The organism is Mesorhizobium sp. L103C131B0 (assembly GCF_000502275.1).
Lineage (GTDB): Bacteria > Pseudomonadota > Alphaproteobacteria > Rhizobiales > Rhizobiaceae > Mesorhizobium.
Genome location: NZ_AYXC01000015.1, coordinates 134,541 through 151,649, shown reverse-complemented (window position 1 = coordinate 151,649; position 17,109 = coordinate 134,541). Strand labels below are relative to the sequence as shown.

Sequence of the window (17,109 nt, the reverse complement as noted above, 5' to 3'; positions counted from 1 at the left end):
GGCGTACCGGCTCGGCCGGGCGCTGCACTGGCGCCTGCGGCGCCGGGCGCAGGGCGCGCGGTTCGGCATTGTCGCCGCCGCGTCCCGATTTCGCAACGATGTCCGAAAGTTCCTTGAGCGCGTTGATCTGCTCGGCAACGGCACGGCGGATCGCCGAGGTCGATTCCTTGGCCTCTTCCGGCATCTCGATGACGCCCTTCTTGAGCTCGGCGCGGGTGAGGTCGAGCTCGCTCTTGATCGAGCTTGCGGTGCGCCGCATCTCCTCGGTCGCATCGGCGAACCGGCTGGTTGCCGAATCGACCACTTCCGTTATGGCGATGCGGATCTTGTCGGCTGATGCCAGCGTCTTGCCTTCGGCATTCTGCATCGTCTGGCCGACAAGGTTTTCGAACGAACGCATCACCTTCTCGAGGTCTTCCGACTTCTTGACCAGGCCGACGGCGAGATCTTCGAGCGACGATTGCCGCTCAAGCGTGTGCTCCAGATTGCTCTGCGCCGAGCTCAACAGATCCGAAGCCGAGGACAGCAAGCGGCTGTGCTCGTCGAACTTGGTGGCGATCGAGGCCACTTCGCGCAGGGTCGACGACGACAGTTCGGTAAGCCGCGTCGTGTTCGAATCGACCAGGCGTGCCGAGCTGGCGAAGGTCTGCGCGGCCTTTTCGGTGGTTGCCGCGAAGCTTTGCGTGCTGCCGCTCAGACGTTCGTCAACCTGGCCGAGGTTGATCGCCGCCTGTTCGATCAGCTCACCAAGCTGCGAGCTGGAGACGCTCATGCGGCCGATGAGGTCGGCGACGCTATCGGCGAGCGACGAGCGCGCGCCTTCGACGGCCGACAGCGTTTCGGCGGTGCGGCTGGCGAGCGCGTTGACGAGGGCGGCATTTTCGCTGCGCAGCTTCTCGGTCGCGCGTTCGGTGACCTCTTCCATGCTCTTTTGCAGTTCCGAGCCGCCCTGGGCGAAGCGCTCGACCAGCGGCCGCGCGGTTTCGTCCAGGATCTTCGCCATCTCGGCCGAACGCGCCGCCAGCATCGTGTTGAGCTCGCGGGTATTGGTGCCGATTGTCTTGGCAGCGTCGTTGGTGCTTTGGCCGATGTGCTGGCCGACCGCGGTAAAAGTCTCCGCAATCGTGTTGGCGCGCGAGATCAGCTGAGCTTCTGCGCTGGAAACCTGCTCGTTGAGCTTCTGGCCCATCGTCTCCGTCGTATAAAGAAGGCGGTTCTCGACGTTGGCGACCTGTTCCTCGACGCGCGAAGCTGCGGACGCAACGCTCGCGGCCAGCCGCTCATCGGCGCCGGCAAGAGCCTGCTCCATCTCGCGGGCGTGGACGGCAAGTTCCTGGCCGGTCTGGCGTGCACGTTCGGCAACACGCTGCTCGGTGCTGGCGAAGGCGCCGACGATGTTGTCGGCATGCTCGCCGATCGTCGAAGTGGAGTCGGCGATGCGCGACACCAGGCGGTGATCGGCCTCGTCGAAGATGCGGCTGATCTCGGTGGCGCGGGCTGACAGCGCGTCCGAACCCTCGGCGATGCGCGAGATCAGCTGTTGGTCGGCGGCGTCGAAGATGCGGCCAAGGTCCGAGGCGCGGGCGGCCAGCGCTTCGGCGGATTCGCCGATGCGCATGCTCAGCCGCTGGTCGGCACCCTCGAAGTTACGCAGGATGTCGCCGGCGCGGTCGGCCAGCGACTGCGCCGTCTCGACCGCGCGGGCGACCAGCTTCTGGTCGGCGGCGTCGAACGTGCCGGCGATCTCGCCGGCGCGGGCAGCCAGCCGTCCGGCCGTTTCTTCGGCGCGGGCGAGCAGCGAGTTCGACGTCTCGTCATGCCGGGCAAGCAGCACGCTCGTCGTGTCTTCGGCGCGAGCAAGCAAGGCATTCGTCGTATCCTCGGCGCGAGCAAGCAGGGCGCTCGATGTGTCCTCGGCACGGGCGTGCAGACGGCGATCCGCGTCCTCGAAGGTCCGGGCGATGTCCTCGGCCCGGGCCAAAAGGGCGGCCGAGGTCTGCTCGGCACGCTCGGCGATCTTGCGGTCGGCATCACTGAAGGCAGCACCGGCCTGTTCGTGCAGCGCGCTGGTGACTTCCATCACCTTCTCACGGAGCGCGCCGGCAACGAAGACGGCGCTCTTTTCAAGCACGCTGCGGACATTGTCGACACCCACCGACAACGCGCGCTCCATGGTTCCGGCGCGCTCTTCGATGATGCCGGTCTGCTTGCTGAAGGCCTGCTCGATTTTCTCGACATCGGCAGCGATTGCCGCCGAGATATCGGTGCTTCTGCCGGCAATCTGGTCGATATGGCCCGACAGAGAGCGGTCGACGTCCTTGCGTATGTCGGCGAGCTTTGCCAGATCGTCTTCCAGCGCCTGGGTCAACATGTTGCGGCCTTCGGCCAGCTTGCCGACATGGCCGGCGATGATGTCGTCAACCTCACCGCGGCTTGCCGACAGCTTCTGCAGGTCGGCTTCCAGCGCACGTTTCAGGATGTCTCGGCCCTCGGCCAGCTTCTCGACCTGGCCTGCGACCAGTCCGTCGATGCTCGACCGGCTCTCGGCCAGCTTGGCGAGGTCGTCCTCGAGAGCCTTCGACAGCGTCGCGCGATCCCGGACGAGCTTGTCGCTGTGGCCCTCGATCAGGCTGTTGACATTTTCCAAATCCGCTTCCAGCACCCGTGCGAACTCGCCACGGTTTTCGCTCAGCTTCTGCGACTGGTCGGCAATGGCGCTCCTGATCGCATTGAGATCGGCTTCGAGCGCCCGTGTGAGGATGTCGCGGCCCTCGGCGAGCTTCTCGACCTGTCCGGCGACCAGCCCATCGATGCTGGAGCGGCTCTCCGCCAGTTTGGCGATGTCGTCTTCCAGTGCCTTTGAGAGCGCCGAACGGTCCTGGACGAGCCTGTTTTGATGATCGGCCATGATGCCGCTGACATTGTGCAGATCGTCCTGAAGCGCCTGGGATAGCGTCGAACGATCCTGGACAAGCCGGCTCGAGTGGTCGGTGATCAGGCTGTTAACATTCTGAAGGTCATCCTTAAGCGCCTGGGATAGCGTCGAACGATCCTGGACAAGCCGGTTCGAGTGGTCGGCGATCAGGCTGTTCACATTCTGCAGGTCGGCCTCCAGTGCCCTGGAAAGCTGACCGCGCTCTTCCGCCACCTTGTCGGAATGACCCGCGATGGCGCCCTTGATGGTGTTGAGGTCGGCTTCGAGCGCGCGCTTGAGGATATCGCGCCCCTCGGCCAGCTTCTCGACCTGGCCGGCGACCAGCCCGTCGATGCTCGACCGGCTCTCGGCGAGCTTGGCGAGGTCGGCCTCGAGCGTCTGTGACAACAGGCCACGATCGTCGGCAAGCCGGCTCGAATGGTCGGAGAGCAGGCCTCTGATGCCGGACAGGTCGTTCTCCAGCGCCTTGCTGAGTTCGGTTCGGTCCTCGGCCAGTTTCGCCGAGTGGTTCTCGATCACGCCCTTGATGCCGATAATGTCGTTTTCGAGCGCCTTGGTCAGGATGGCGCGGCCTTCGGCGATCTTTTCAACCTGGCCGGCGACCAGCCCGTCAATCGAGGCGCGGCTGTCGGCGAGCTTGCCGAGATCGGCTTCCAGGGCGCGCGACAGAATGTTGCGGCCTTCGGCCAGCTTACCGACATGCCCGGCGACCATTTCGTCAATGATCGTACGGGCTTGCACAAGTTTTCCGGAGTCTTCATGCAAAGCCTGGTTGAGCCGGTTGCGGCCTTCTTCAAGCCGCTCGAGATGGCTGCCCAGCGACGCGTCGATGGCGGCGCGCGACTCGTTGACCTTGCGCAGATCCTCTTCCAGGGCGCGCGAGATCAGGTTGCGGCCTTCGGCCAGCTTCTGCACCTGGTTCGTTACGGCCGCATCGATGCCGGCGCGGCCCTCGGCGAACTTCGCCAGGTCCGCCTGCATGGCAGCCGCCATGCGTTCGCGGCTTTCGGACAGCTTGCGGCTGTGGTTTTCGACGGCGTCCTCGATGCCGACACGGGCATCGGCAAGACGCTGGATGTCGGTGTCGAATGAGCGCGACACGACATGGCGGGCGGCTTCCATCCGGCCGGCGAAATCGCTGGCGCGGGCTTCGAGCATCGACGAGGTCGACGAGACGATGTCGGCCATGTCGGCGCCGATCTGGGTCTTGCCCTGATCGATCATGGCCGACAAATGATCCTTGCTCTCGGCAAAGGTGTGGGCGATCTCGCGGGCGCGCTCGACCAGCGTTTCGTTGATCTGGCGGGCGCGCGCCTCGAGCGCGGCGTTGAGCTTCTGCGTGCCGGTATCGAGTGCTTCGGCGCGGGTCTGAAATTCGCTGATCAGCGCCTGGCCGCGCTCGGCCAGCGTCCGCTCGATGCCGTTCAGGCTGGACTCGAATTCCGAGCTCAGGGTGCGGGCGGCGCCGCCGAGCAGCGACACCATACCGGTGGTGCGGTCGTCGAGCAGGTCGGTCAGCGACCGGGTCAGGCCGTCTGTGGTGTCCGTCAGCTTGGCGATGCGGGTGTCGAGCAGCGAAGCAAAGGCTTCGCCCGACGTCGACAGCCTGTCGGTGATTGAATCCAGCCGGGTTTCGACGGAATCGAAGATCGACATCGAGCTTTCATTGATGCGGTCGATCAGCGTGTCGCCGGAATTCGTGATCGTCATCGACAGCTTGGTCGACGCGTTGAGGATAGAGTCGCGAATAATGTCGGAGGCGGCGCCGATCTCGTCCTTCAGCGTTTCATGCGCGCCGGTGATCGAGGCGCGCACGCGCTCGGCATGAGTGACGACGGCTTCGCGCTCGCTGCCCAGCCCGTCGACCAGCGACCGGATGCGCGATTCATTCTCCGAATAGGAGCGTTCGATCTGGTTGACCTCGCTGTGAACCAGAGTTTCGAGCTCGACGGCGCGCGCCAGCGTGCGCTCGATGCCTTCGCCCATCGCCGCCACTTCACGGCGAACGGCCTGGCCGATCATCATCACGCGGTCTTGGGCGAGGTTTTCCGGCTCCGCCAAGCGGAAAGCCACCTCCGTCATCGATTGCGCGGCAATGCGCATTTCCTGCGCGCGGCGGATCATCGCCGCGAAGGCCCAAAACAGGACGACCGGTATGATTGCCGCGATCGCTAGGCCGATCAGTTCAGGGCGGGCCAGGATTTGATCGAACGTACGAATTTTCCAGATGCTGGGGCCAAACAGCAGATTGGCGAGGCCGCCGGCGCCGGCGATCCAGGCCAGCGACACGAACGCCACGACCCAATAGATCGTGCTAGACGCGCGCCGGTTGAGGCTGTGCAGCAGCGTCTTGTAATCTTTCTGGCGGTCATCGTTTGCCGGCTTGAAGCCGGCTGGCTGCGCGCTGTTGCGCGATTCGACCGGGCGCAGCTCGGCGGGCTTGGCTGCCGGCTTCGCACTCTGGTTTTGTTGGACGGGCGCATTTTGAGCGGGGGCGGGCTTCTGGGGGCGGCCTTCGCGCGCCAGTTCGTCCGCGGCCTGCGATATCTGCGCTTCCAGATCTTCCATCGACGCCGCGATATCGAGATCGCCGCTGCCGTCTCCGCTGAGATCGAGGTCTAGTGCCTTTTCGAGTTCCCTGGCTACGTCGCTGTCGAGAGTTCTGGTCGTCGTTGGTTTCTTCGCCATGCCTTCGCTACCCTGTACTAGCTGCCGAGGGACTTCTTATTTTTGCCTGATTCTGGCTCGTCTTATCCCACGCAGGAGGCTGAAAATGGACCTTCGTATCGTAATGACACACAAGGGTAAAGAAAACATGCATTCCGCGAGATACGTAAAACTTTAAATATAAGGTTAACGACAACGTGATCTAACCGCCTCAACGGCAACAATTTTCCAGCCCATTCATTAACGCGTTGGCGACGGAAATCGCCTAGTTTTTTCGGCGATCGGCACAAGGAGTTTCAAATTGGTACGCGGTGAAAGCGGCATTGCCTTCTCAATGCCGGGCGGCGATGCGTCGGGACCGGCCCGTTCGCGCCCAGTGGATCTGGCCCATCTGGCCCGTCAGACTATGGGCGATCGCGCCCTCGAACAGGAGGTATTGGCGCTGTTCGTACAGCAGGCGCTTTCCGTCCGCGACAGAATAGTCGATGCCGATGTCAGGGAGCGACTGCTTCTGGCGCATGGGCTGAAAGGTTCGGCGCGCGGGGTCGGCGCCTTTGCCATCGCCGACTGCGCCACCTCGATCGAACAGCAGCCGGAAGATGCGCGCATCCTCAAGCGCCTCGGCACCCTGATCGAGGAAGTGCGCGATTTCATCGCCGCCATCAGCCGGTAATGGCTGCCGCTCGGCAGCGGCCACCGGGATGAATCGACGGGGCCAGGGCGTGCTTTGGCCAGCTTTCCGAAAAAACGTCACAAAGCGGCGCTTTCGCGCCGCAGTTGACTTGTCCGGTGGAGTGATTATCTCGGCTGGGACTCCCTTCAGGTGATAAATGACCAAGCTGACCTTCATTGCCCATGACGGCACTCCTTTCGATGTCGAGGCCGAAAACGGCTCGACCGTCATGGAGAATGCGATCCGTAGCGCGGTGCCGGGCATCGAGGCAGAATGCGGCGGCGCCTGCGCCTGCGCGACCTGCCATGTCTATGTCGACGAAGCCTGGACGGCCGAGGTCGGCGAGCCGGAGGCGATGGAAGAGGACATGCTGGACTTCGCCTATGACGTCCAGCCGAACTCGCGGCTGTCCTGCCAGATCAAGGTGCGCGACGCGCTTGACGGCCTGGTCGTGCGCGTGCCGGCTCGCCAGGGTTGATCTCCCGTACCATCTGATTTTTCCCGCCGCCGCTTGGCAGCGGGCCAATGCTCATGCAGTCTCGCGCCAGTTTCGCCCCAGTCTGACAATGAGGCTCGCCTGGCATGACCGATGTAATCAAGACGGACGCACTCATCGTCGGGGCGGGTCCGGTCGGCCTGTTCGCCGTGTTCGAACTTGGCCTCTTCGACATGAAGTGCCATCTGATCGACATCCTCGACCGACCGGGCGGCCAATGCGCCGAACTCTATCCGGAAAAGCCGATCTACGACATTCCAGGCTGGCCATCGATCTCGGCGCAAGGCCTGGTCGACAGACTGCTCGAGCAGATTCACCCGTTCAAGCCGGATTTTACCTTCAACCGCATGGTCTCCAGCCTGGAAAAGCTTGACGACGGCTCATTTCGGGTCACCACCGACGAGAACGAGGTGTTCGAAGCCAAGGTGGTGGTGATCGCCGCCGGTGGCGGCTCGTTCCAGCCCAAACGGCCGCCCATTCCCGGCATCGAGGCCTATGAGGGCAGGAGCGTCTTCTATTCGGTGCGCCGTATGGAGGAATTCCGCGGCCACGACCTCGTCATCGTCGGCGGCGGCGATTCCGCACTCGACTGGACGCTGAACCTGCAGCCGGTGGCAAAAAGCGTGACACTGGTCCACCGGCGCGCGGAATTCAGGGCGGCGCCCGACAGCGTCAACAAGATGTATGCCATGCAGGAGATGAAGCAGCTGGAGTTCCGGGTCGGCCAGGTGAGCGGCCTGACCGGCGCCGACGGCGAGCTGGCCTCTGCTACCATCAAGGGCGGGCCTGACGGCGACATCGAGGTGCCGTGCACGCGCATGCTGCCGTTCTTCGGCCTGACCATGAAGCTCGGCCCGATCGCCGAATGGGGGCTCAACCTTCATGAGAACCTCATCCCGGTCGATACCGAGAAATTCCAGACTTCGGTGCCAGGCATCTTTGCCGTCGGCGACATCAACTGGTACCCAGGCAAGCTGAAGCTGATCCTGTCGGGTTTTCACGAGGTGGCGCTGATGGCGCAGGCCGCCAAGCGCATCATCAGCCCCGGTGAGCGCATCGTTTTCCAGTACACGACGTCGTCGACCAGCCTGCAGAAGAAGCTCGGCGTCGTGGAGTAGGTCCTACAGCGCTTTTACTCCACCAGAACGACCGGCGCCTCGGCCTCGTCGCGGCCGCGCAGTGACTTCTCCGGCATCAGCGCCAGCGTCATCAGCGCCAGCACGAGCGTGACGGCCGCGGCAAGGAAGATCATCATGAAGGGCGTCGCCGAGACGATCTGTCCGGCAGCCGGCGCGCCTTCGCCGGCAAGCGGCAGGCCATAGCCGAGCGCGACGGCGCCAAGCATGGCGACGCCGAGCGCGCTGCCCAGCGAACGCAGGAAGGTCAGCACGCCGGTGGCAACGCCGAGATGCGCGCGATCGACGGCGTTCTGCACCGATACGGTGGCGACCGGGAAGGTGGTGCCGCTTCCAAGGCCGATGCAGATGGTCAAGAGCTCGACCACCAGCAGCGAGGCGCGGCCGGCGACCAGGCTGAGCACGCCAAGACAGATAATGGCGAAGAGAACGCCGACCATGGCGATACGCTTGTAGTGGAAGAAGCGCGGTATCGTGCGGCCGCTGAACGTCGCGCCGGCGACCGTTCCGAGCAGCAGGCCGAGCATGGCAAGGCCCGACTGGCTGACCGACAGGCCGATGATCGACTGCAGATAGACCGGCAGGTACACCGACAGGCCGATATTGGCGGCCTGCAGCAGGAACATCGACGCCGTGCCGGCAAGCACGATCGGATTGCTCAGCACTTCAAGCGAAATCAGCGGCTCGGCCGCACGCATCAGCCTGAGCGCGAACGCACCCCAGAAGACCGCCGAACAGGCGAGCAGGCCGACGATCTCGCGCGAGGCCCATGGATAGGCGCTGCCGCCCCAGTTGAGGGCCAAAAGCAGCAATGCCGTCGCCACCACCAGAAGCAGCGCGCCCAGGGCGTCGATGCGATGCCGCTTTGCGGCGACCGGCAGTTTGCGCAGCGGCTTGTTGATGATTGCCATGGCCACGATGCCAAGCGGGATGTTGATCCAGAAGATCAGCGACCAGTGCAGATGTTCGGCAAAACCGCCGCCGAGCAGAGGTCCGGCGATGCTGGCGACCGCCCAGGTGCCCGAAATCCAGGCGGCATAGCGCGCCCGTTCGCGCGGCGGCACAAGATCGCCGATGACGATCTGCGCCAGGGCGAACAGGCCACCGCCGCCCGCACCCTGGATCGCCCGGCCGATGACCAGCACGAACATGTTGGGGGCCATGGCGCTGACCAGCGATCCCAGAAGGAAGATCAGGATCGCCGCATAGACGGTCGGCCGGCGGCCGTAGACGTCGGAAATCTTGCCGTAGAGCGGCGCCATGGCCGTCGCCGTCAGGAGATATCCGGTCACGATCCACGGCAGGTAGTCGGCGTGGCCGAGCGAACGGCCGATGGTCGGCATGGCCGGCGCGACGATGGTCTGGTCGAGCGCCGCCAGCAGCATCGACAAAAGGATGCCGGCGATGATGACGTTCTTCTCGCTTTCCGTAAGCGGCGCGGCGGGCGCCACCCTAGCCGGCTTGTCGACAGCCTGGTCCATATCAGTGCATCCACAGTGTCTGCGAGCGATTGCGCGGCGCCAATGGCCGCTCCGCTATACGCCGCCTCGATTGGTCTTGATCTGGTGTTTCGAAGCTCGCGCCTTTGCCACCTGACATATCTTGCGAGCCTGACATATGTCGTCCCGTATAGGCCGATTTCGACCTTTGCCCGAAAATTTTCTGGGGCTGGCCTCATGTTTCGGCAGAATTGGCTTGGTATCAGCCCTGTGGTTCAGCCGGGCGGAAGCTGGCCGTTCTGGACGCGCTGCATGCGGTAGCGCAGCAGCCGCAGGATGCGGCTTTCGAAATTCACGCCTTCGACGCGGTCGAAGCGCAACTGGTCCTGGTCATGCCTGGCGAGTTCGGCCGCGGTGATCTGCGCCGCCTTCGCCTTTGCCCCGGCGCAGGTCTTTTGCGCAAAGCTAGCGTTCAGCGCGTCTTCGAGCAGGCGGCCGTGGTTCTTGGCGATCTCGACATGACGCTCCTCATGGCGCTTGATGTCGGCCGACAGCGTGTCCCAGAACAGCCTGACATCGGGATCGGCCTTGCGCGGCCGGCGCCACTCCGGAAGGATGACCTTGACCTTGACGGTGACGGCAGCCTTGGCGATGCGGCAGGTGTCAGCGGTTTGCGCGTAGCTGATGCGGGTGGTGAACGCCATCTGGGTGGCGCCTGGATGCCGCATCCCGGTGCTTTTCACCTCGGGTCCATGCTTCGACAATTGCGTCTCGATGTCATCGAGCGTGCTGCCGCCGATGGCAAAATAGCTGTAAGTCTTCACCAGATTGGCAGCATTCGCCGGCAGGACGATCAAAGCCAGCATCAGGGCGCAGAGCAGGGGTCGTTTCATCATGTTGCCTCTTCACGCACCTTGCTTTACGGCCGTTGCCGGCGCAACGGAATTGATCTTCCACCGATCACGCATCGGTGATGGATTGCAAGCGCCCGATGAGCCACATGCCAATGAGCCACATGCCAATGAGACACATGGTTGAAGGACAATGACGACAAGGCGATGGCAACTGGCGCATGGGCGCCATCTCGAACTTGGCGAGAAAGCTATTGTGGTCGGCATTCTCAACGTCACGCCGGACAGTTTTTCGGATGGCGGACTGTTCATCACGCCCGATCAGGCGGTGGCTCAGGCGCGCCGTATGGCGCAAGAGGGCGCTGCCGTCATCGACATCGGCGGGGAATCCACACGCCCCGGCGCATCGCCCGTAACTGTTGAAGAAGAGCAGGGCCGCATCCTGCCGGTGATCGCAGCACTCGCCGGTTCAGGCGAAGCCCTGGTATCGGTCGACACCTATCGCGAGGAAACCGCGCGCCTCGCCGTCGCCGCCGGTGCGCATATCGTCAATGATGTCTGGGGCTTGCAGCGTGAACCGGGCATCGCCCGCGTCGCCGCCGAGACCGGCGCCGGACTGGTCATCATGCATACCGGGCGCGGGCGGCAAAAACTGCCCGACGTCATCGCCGACCAGTTTTTGTTCCTCAAGGCTTCGCTGGAAGTCGCCAGGCGCAGCGGCGTTGCGGACGATCATATCGTACTCGATGCCGGCTTCGGCTTCGCCAAGGAGACGGCTGAGGAAAACCTCGACCTGATGGCGCGGTTTTCCGAGCTTAAGGAGCTCGGTTTTCCCTTGATGGCCGGCACCTCCAGAAAACGCTTCATCGGCACCGTCACCGGCCGCGAAGCCGGCGCGCGCGCCGCCGGGACGGCAGCCACCAGTGTCATTCTGAGGCTGAAGGGCGCCGATCTGTTTCGCGTCCACGATGTCGCAATCAACGTGGACGCACTGGCGGTCGCCGATGCTATGCTGGCGCGCGAAAAGCCAGGACGCTGAGCCCAGGACAGTAAGAAATGTACGTCATCCGCATGAAGAACTGCGCCTTCTTTGCCCGGCACGGCGTGCTGGATGAGGAAGAGGCGCTTGGCCAGCGTTTTTATGTCGATGCCGAGTTGACGGTCGAGCCCAGCCGCCCGCTGGAGGATGATTCCATCGAGGACACCGTCAATTACGGCATCGCCTTCACGGTGATTGAAAAGATCGTCACTGGACATCGCCGCTTCCTGATCGAGGCGCTGGCGCTCGAAGTGGCGAAGGCGCTGACTTCACGGTTCCCGCAGATCAGGAAGGCCGAGATCACCGTGCGCAAGCCCAACGCACCGGTGCCCGGCGTGCTCGATTATGTCGAGGTGACCGTTGTCTGGCCAGAGTAACAATAACACGGTCTATCTCAGCCTTGGCGGCAATCTCGGCGATCCCTCGGCCTCGATGGCGGCGGCGCTGCGCCTGCTCGACGCCGACGAGAGCACGCGCGTCGTCGCCGTCTCCTCACTTTACCGCACGCCGCCCTGGGGCAAGCTCGACCAGCCGGATTTCCTCAACGCCGCTGCCGAAATCTCGACCTCGCTGGCGCCAAGGGCGCTGCTCGACCTCTGCCTCGAGGCCGAGCGCAAGCTGAAGCGGGTGCGCGAGGAGCGCTGGGGTCCGCGCCTGATCGACATCGACATATTGGTGTTCGGCGACCGCACAATCCACGAAACCGGGCTGGAGGTGCCGCATCCCCGAATGGTGGAGCGCGCCTTCGTGCTGGCGCCCTTGGCAGAGATCGCGCCGGATCTGGCGGTGGGCGGCAGGAGCGTGACCGAGCGGCTCAGCGCCGTCGATACGTCAGGCATAGAGCGGCTGGCTTCCGGCCGCGATTGGTGGCTGGGTTAACCGGAGAAGCCGCCGCCATCGAGAAATGCCTGTTCGTCCGCCGTCGTCTCGCGGCCAAGCATCTTGTTCCTGTGCGGAAAGCGGCCGAAGCGCTGGATGATGTCGCGGTGCTCGATGGCGTATTTCACATACTCCGGCGCCCTGGCGGTGGTGAGCTCGACCGATCTGTCCTGGTCGGCGGGCAGTTCCGAATGTTCGTAGGGCAGGTACAGGAAGACGCGCAGGTTTTCTTCCAGCGAAAGGTCATGGCCGGCCGCAATCGCCTTGGCGGCAAAGTGCCGTGCCAGCGGATCGGTGGCGTACATATGGCCTGAGCCGCGAAAGCAGTTGCGCGGAAACTGGTCGAGCAGGATCATCAGCGCCAGCGAACCCTCGGCATGCTCCGACCATGCGTCGCACTCGCGCCGCGCGGCGGCAAAGTGCAGGTCGAGAAACCTGCTGCGGAAATCCGCGTCGAAGACGTCGTTCTTCTCGAACCACGCGTCTTCGCCGGCCTCGCGCCAGAATTTGGTGACGGCGAGCGCGCGCTCATCCGATGCGGTCATCAGCTTTCCCCCTGATCGGCGGGCTCGGGCTTGTGCAGCACGCCGGCCGTCTCTTCGTTCAGCGCCTGGCCGGGCCGGCGCGGTTGCGTCAGCGGCGTCGGGATCGGCGTGCCGGTATTGCCCCTGAGGAAACGTTGCCCGGCGCGGACGCCTTCGGCCAGCTGCGTCTCCAGTCGGGCATTGTCGCGCCGTCGCACATCCTCGATGACATCGGCGACATCTTCCGGCTCGACGCCCAAAACCTCGAGCGCGGAACCGCCGAAGACGAGGGCCGATTCGAAGGTCTCGCGCAGCTGGAAGTCGACCCCGGCGCGGATGAGCGACAGCGCGGTGCCGCGATCGAAGGCACGCGCCAGGACAGTCAGCAACGGGAACTCCGCCTTGATCAGTTCCGCCATGCGCACGGCGGCGTCCGGCTTGTCGACGCAGATCAGCACGGCGCGCGCGCGGCCTGCACCTGCGGCGCGCAGAATGTCGAGCCGCGTGCCGTCGCCATAATAGACCTTGAAGCCGAAATCGGCGGCCGCCTGGATCATTTCGACATCATTGTCGATGATCGACACGTCGATGCCGCGCAACAAAAGCGGCTGGCTGGCGATCTGGCCGAAACGGCCGAAGCCGATAACCAGAACACTGCCGCTAAGGCCGTCGGCGATGTCGACGCCTTCAAGCGACTGCTCGTCGCGCGGCGTCAAATATTTGAGCGCAATGATGGCCAGCGGCGTCAGCACCATGGAGATGATGATGATAGCGGTCAGCGTTGCGTTGGCCCGGCTGTCGATGATGCCAACCGCCGCCGCGGCCGAATAGAGGACGAAGGCGAATTCGCCGCCTTGCGCCATGATCACGGCGCGTTCCAGCGCTTCACGATGACCGCTCTTCAGCATGCGGGCGACGAGGTAGATGCCGAGCGCATTCATCGCCATGTAGGCGACGACATAGACGGCGATCAGCCGCCAGTTGTCGGCCACCACATGCAGGTCGAGCGACATGCCGACGGCGAGGAAGAACAGGCCAAGCAGGATGCCGCGGAATGGCTCGACGTCGGCCTCCAGCTGGTGGCGGAAAGTCGATTCCGACAACAGCACGCCGGCCAGGAACGCGCCCATCGCCATCGACAGGCCGGAAAGCTGCATGACCAGCGCCGACCCCAGCACGACCAGAAGTGCTGCCGCCGTCATCACCTCGCGCGCCTTGGCGTCGGCCAGGATGCGGAAGAACGGATTGAGCAGATAGCGGCCGGCCACCACCAGCCCGACGATGGCGCCAAGACCGATGCCGATTTCGGCCAGCCTCTGCTGCAGGGTCATCTCGGCGCCGCCCGGCGCCAGGAAGGCGACCAGCGCCAGAAGCGGCACGATTGCCAGATCCTCGAGCAGCAGGATGGACACGATGCGCTGGCCCTTGGGGCTGGCCATCTCGCCACGCTCTTCCAGAAGCTGCATGACGATCGCCGTCGAGGTCAGCACGAAGCCGGCGCCGGCAACGAAGGATTGCGCGATCGGAAAGCCGCCGGCGAGACCAACACCGGTAAGCAGCAATGCGCAGACGCCGACCTGCAGCGCGCCGAGGCCGAAAATCTCGCGGCGCAGGCCCCATAGCCGCGACGGCTGCATCTCCAGCCCGATGATGAACAGGAACATGACCACGCCGAGTTCGGCGACATGCAGGATGGCTTCCGATTCGGAAAAAATGCCAATACCGAACGGGCCGATGACCACGCCCGCGGCGAGATAGCCGAGGATCGAGCCCAGCCCCATGCGTTTGAAGATCGGAACGGCGACGACGCCTGCGGCAAGCAGCGCCACCACCTGAATGAGATCGCTGCCCGATGCTTCCGCTGCCATGCCTCTTGTCCCTGTGTCCGACAGCACTCCTTGCATGCACCGGGAGCGGGAGGCAAGGGCGGGAAGCCTGCCAGGATGGGTAGGGTGCCGTGGCAGCGATTCCCCGGTGGAACAACAGCCTGCGCTTGCCTGTCGGACGGCCGGTATCTATATCTGACAAATGCCTGATTATTCGTCCCGGCCGTCGCCGCTGCCACATATCCCGATGGATGCGCTCAGCGAAGTTCTGCAAGACTTTCGCTTGAGTGGCGTCAACTATGGCCGCTGCGAACTCCGGCACCCATGGAGCATAGACTTTCCGCAACAACAACTGCTTCGTTTTCACTTTGTCGGCCAGGGTCCATGCTGGATTCACACCGAAGCGCAAGGCTGGCAGGAGTTGCGCGATGGCGATCTGGTGCTGCTGCCGCAAGGCATCGCCCATCGGCTGGCGAGTGCGCCGGACGTGGTGGGCGACTCGCTCGAGGGCTGCCAGGTGATCAAGTTGGGCGGCAACGTTTGCGAAGTGATACGGCAGGGAACGGGCGCGACAAGCACCCTTTTCTGCGGCTCCATGTCTCTCGGCTCCTATGCGCTCAATCCGTTGATCACGTTGATGCCGCCTCTCATCAAGGGTTGCGACGTGGCCGGCAATGACCCGATGGTCGGCCCTTTGCTGGCGGCCATGACGGTGGAGGCCGCGCAACCGCAGATGGGCAGCGCCACCATCCTGTCGCGTATGGCGGATTTGCTGACAGCCAGGCTCATCCGGTGCTGGGTCAATTGCAACGTGGCCTCGACCGTCGGTTGGCTTGCAGCCATCCGCGACCCCCATATAGGGCGCGCTCTGGCGGCCATGCATCGCGACCCCGGCCACAACTGGACGCTGGGAAGCCTGGCCGGCGTGGCAGGCCAATCGCGTTCGATTTTCGCCGAGCGCTTCAGCGCGGTATTGGGGGAGGGCGCCGCACATTATCTCGCCCGCCTGCGCATGCAGCTTGCCCGCGAATTGCTGGGCCAAAACGGCTTGTCTGTTGCCGAAGTCGCTACCCGTTTGGGCTATGATTCCGAGGCGTCCTTCGCCCGCGCGTTCAAGCGCATCACCAATGTCTCGCCAGGCGTTGTGCGCCGCACAATTCCCGGACGAATGGATATGAATTTCGGATTTTAAGGTACATAACATCCGGGCGGACTCGCCTATCTAAGATCTCCAAACTGTGGAGATCTTTCCGTGACTGACACAACATTACAGCTTGAAGACGCCGCCATTGGCCTTGACGCCGATGCACCAGCCGCGTGGAGCGCGGCCACCTGGTTCGCGGTCCTTTCATTGGCGGCCACCAGCTTTGCCCTGGTGTCTGCCGAATTCTTGCCGGCAGGTCTGTTGACGCCGATGGCGCGCGATCTCGGCATCAGCGAGGGCACGGCCGGACAGGTCGTCACCGCCACCGCCTCCGTTGGCGCCGTGACGGCCATGTTGAGCAATGTTCTCATCGGCCGATTGAACCGCAAGGCGGTGCTGGTTGGCCTCATGGCCCTGGCGGTCGGTTCCAATATTCTTGCGGCGCTGGCGCCCAATTTCTGGCTGCTGTTGCTGGGCAGGGCCGGGTTGGGGATCGCTCTTAGCGCTTTCTGGGCACTTTCCGTTGCCGTCGTGGCGCGGCTGGTTGGCGCCAATGCGACAGGTCGCGGCATGGCGATCGTGACCCTCGGCGTCTCGCTCGCCACCATTGCCGCGCCGTCGATGGGTGCGTTGATCAGTGACTGGCTGGGATGGCGCAGCGCCATGGCCATGACAGCGGGGCTGGCCGCGCTTGCCATGCTGCTACAGCTTCTCAGCCTGCCGACCTTGCCTGCGGCGGCAAGCAACAGCCTTGCAGACGTCTTTCGGCTGACGCGGCGGCGTGGCATCCAACTCGGCATGCTTGCCATTGTTCTGCTGATGACCGGGCATTTTGCCGGCTCGGTCTATGTGCGCCCGTTCCTCGAACAGGTGACGCTCCTCACAACCGGGCCGATTGCCCTGGCGCTGCTCGGGTTCGGCATCGCCGCTGTGATCGGCAATATTGCTGGTGGCCGCCTGGCCGACACCAACATCCACATGGCCCTCGCAGTTACCGCCGCGTTGATGGCGTTTGCGGCACTCGCTTTGGTGCTTTGGGGCGCGCAAACCAGCGTTGCCTTCGGCTTTGTTACGCTGTGGGGCTTCGCCTTCGGCATGGCGCCGGTGGTGCTGCCGACCAATATGTCCCGCGCGGCACCTGATGCGCTGGAAGCAGCAGGCAGCCTGATGGTCACTTCCTTCCAGGTTGCCATCACCGTCGGTGCGGTTGTCGGCGGCTATGTCGTGGACACCTATGGCGCTACGGGACCTTTGACCCTAACCGCCGTCCTTGCCGCGGCGACGGCCGCACTGGCGCTGCTGCAGCCTCGTGGCTGAAACCTTGCTTCGTCTGACACGGGCGGCCTCAATCAGGCCGTCCGCGCCGTTGCAGCAGCGCTGCACAGGTTTATGCGCCGCACACGTTGCGTTTTGCCGCAATCGGCGGCTATGGGACGCCAGGCTTCGGCCGTTGGAAGGCAGCGACGATCAAGTTCTGCCTTCGTGAGGAGAATGACTGAC

General features: G+C 63.9%; 13 protein-coding genes. 8 read left to right on the top strand and 5 right to left on the bottom strand.

The annotated features are described in order from the left end of the window. Positions 1-5,623, bottom strand: a 5,623-nt coding sequence (locus X730_RS07665; RefSeq protein WP_023827006.1) for a kinesin, incomplete at its 3' end; no start/stop codon positions are given. Between the two features lie 313 nt (positions 5,624-5,936). Between X730_RS07665 and X730_RS142870 the strand changes: the two genes are divergently transcribed. The 3 genes from X730_RS142870 (at position 5,937) to X730_RS142880 (ending at position 7,889) form a co-directional block, all read left to right on the top strand. Continuing rightward, the gene (locus X730_RS142870) at positions 5,937-6,275 is read left to right on the top strand and encodes an Hpt domain-containing protein (RefSeq protein WP_023688665.1); all 339 of its coding nucleotides are present in this window, start codon (positions 5,937-5,939) and stop codon (positions 6,273-6,275) included. A gap of 157 nt (positions 6,276-6,432) precedes the next feature. Further along, a complete protein-coding gene (locus X730_RS142875) occupies positions 6,433-6,753 on the top strand; it encodes a 2Fe-2S iron-sulfur cluster-binding protein (protein ID WP_023673507.1) in 321 nt (106 codons plus the stop codon). A 104-nt stretch (positions 6,754-6,857) separates the two neighbouring features. Beyond that, the gene (locus X730_RS142880; RefSeq protein ID WP_023673506.1) at positions 6,858-7,889 is read left to right on the top strand and encodes an NAD(P)/FAD-dependent oxidoreductase; all 1,032 of its coding nucleotides are present in this window, start codon (positions 6,858-6,860) and stop codon (positions 7,887-7,889) included. 14 nt (positions 7,890-7,903) lie between these two features. On the opposite strand, the gene X730_RS142885 is transcribed toward X730_RS142880, so the two are convergent. Beyond that, positions 7,904-9,388 (bottom strand): MDR family MFS transporter, encoded by a 1,485-nt coding sequence (locus X730_RS142885; protein WP_023827005.1) that lies wholly within the window; start codon positions 9,386-9,388, stop codon positions 7,904-7,906. 233 nt (positions 9,389-9,621) lie between these two features. Then, positions 9,622-10,242, bottom strand: a complete 621-nt coding sequence (locus tag X730_RS142890; RefSeq protein WP_031197156.1) for a DUF922 domain-containing protein — start codon at positions 10,240-10,242, stop codon at positions 9,622-9,624. Positions 10,243-10,390: 148 nt separating this feature from the next. Here X730_RS142890 and folP point away from each other — a divergent pair, with 148 nt between their 5' ends. From folP to folK, 3 genes are read left to right on the top strand one after another with little or no spacing between them, the layout of a single operon-like run. Next, positions 10,391-11,236, top strand: a complete 846-nt coding sequence (folP, locus tag X730_RS142895) for a dihydropteroate synthase (RefSeq protein ID WP_023827003.1) — start codon at positions 10,391-10,393, stop codon at positions 11,234-11,236. 17 nt (positions 11,237-11,253) lie between these two features. Further along, positions 11,254-11,613, top strand: a complete 360-nt coding sequence (gene folB / locus X730_RS142900) for a dihydroneopterin aldolase (RefSeq protein WP_023673502.1) — start codon at positions 11,254-11,256, stop codon at positions 11,611-11,613. Continuing rightward, positions 11,597-12,115 (top strand): 2-amino-4-hydroxy-6-hydroxymethyldihydropteridine diphosphokinase, encoded by a 519-nt coding sequence (gene folK, locus X730_RS142905; RefSeq protein ID WP_023685987.1) that lies wholly within the window; start codon positions 11,597-11,599, stop codon positions 12,113-12,115. Before folB ends, folK begins: the two co-directional genes overlap by 17 nt. Here folK and X730_RS142910 read toward each other — a convergent pair. Continuing rightward, positions 12,112-12,660: a DUF924 family protein gene (locus X730_RS142910; RefSeq protein ID WP_023673500.1), complete on the bottom strand. Its 549-nt coding sequence runs from the start codon at positions 12,658-12,660 to the stop codon at positions 12,112-12,114. The two genes, folK and X730_RS142910, sit on opposite strands and share 4 nt — an antisense overlap. Continuing rightward, positions 12,660-14,507: a monovalent cation:proton antiporter-2 (CPA2) family protein gene (locus X730_RS142915; RefSeq protein WP_023827002.1), complete on the bottom strand. Its 1,848-nt coding sequence runs from the start codon at positions 14,505-14,507 to the stop codon at positions 12,660-12,662. Before X730_RS142915 ends, X730_RS142910 begins: the two co-directional genes overlap by 1 nt. A gap of 160 nt (positions 14,508-14,667) precedes the next feature. Between X730_RS142915 and X730_RS142920 the strand changes: the two genes are divergently transcribed. Both X730_RS142920 and X730_RS142925 read left to right on the top strand, forming a co-directional pair. Beyond that, positions 14,668-15,657 (top strand): AraC family transcriptional regulator, encoded by a 990-nt coding sequence (locus tag X730_RS142920; protein ID WP_023748741.1) that lies wholly within the window; start codon positions 14,668-14,670, stop codon positions 15,655-15,657. Positions 15,658-15,717: 60 nt separating this feature from the next. After that, positions 15,718-16,926: an MFS transporter gene (locus tag X730_RS142925; RefSeq protein WP_023827001.1), complete on the top strand. Its 1,209-nt coding sequence runs from the start codon at positions 15,718-15,720 to the stop codon at positions 16,924-16,926. Positions 16,927-17,109: the final 183 nt, after the last annotated feature.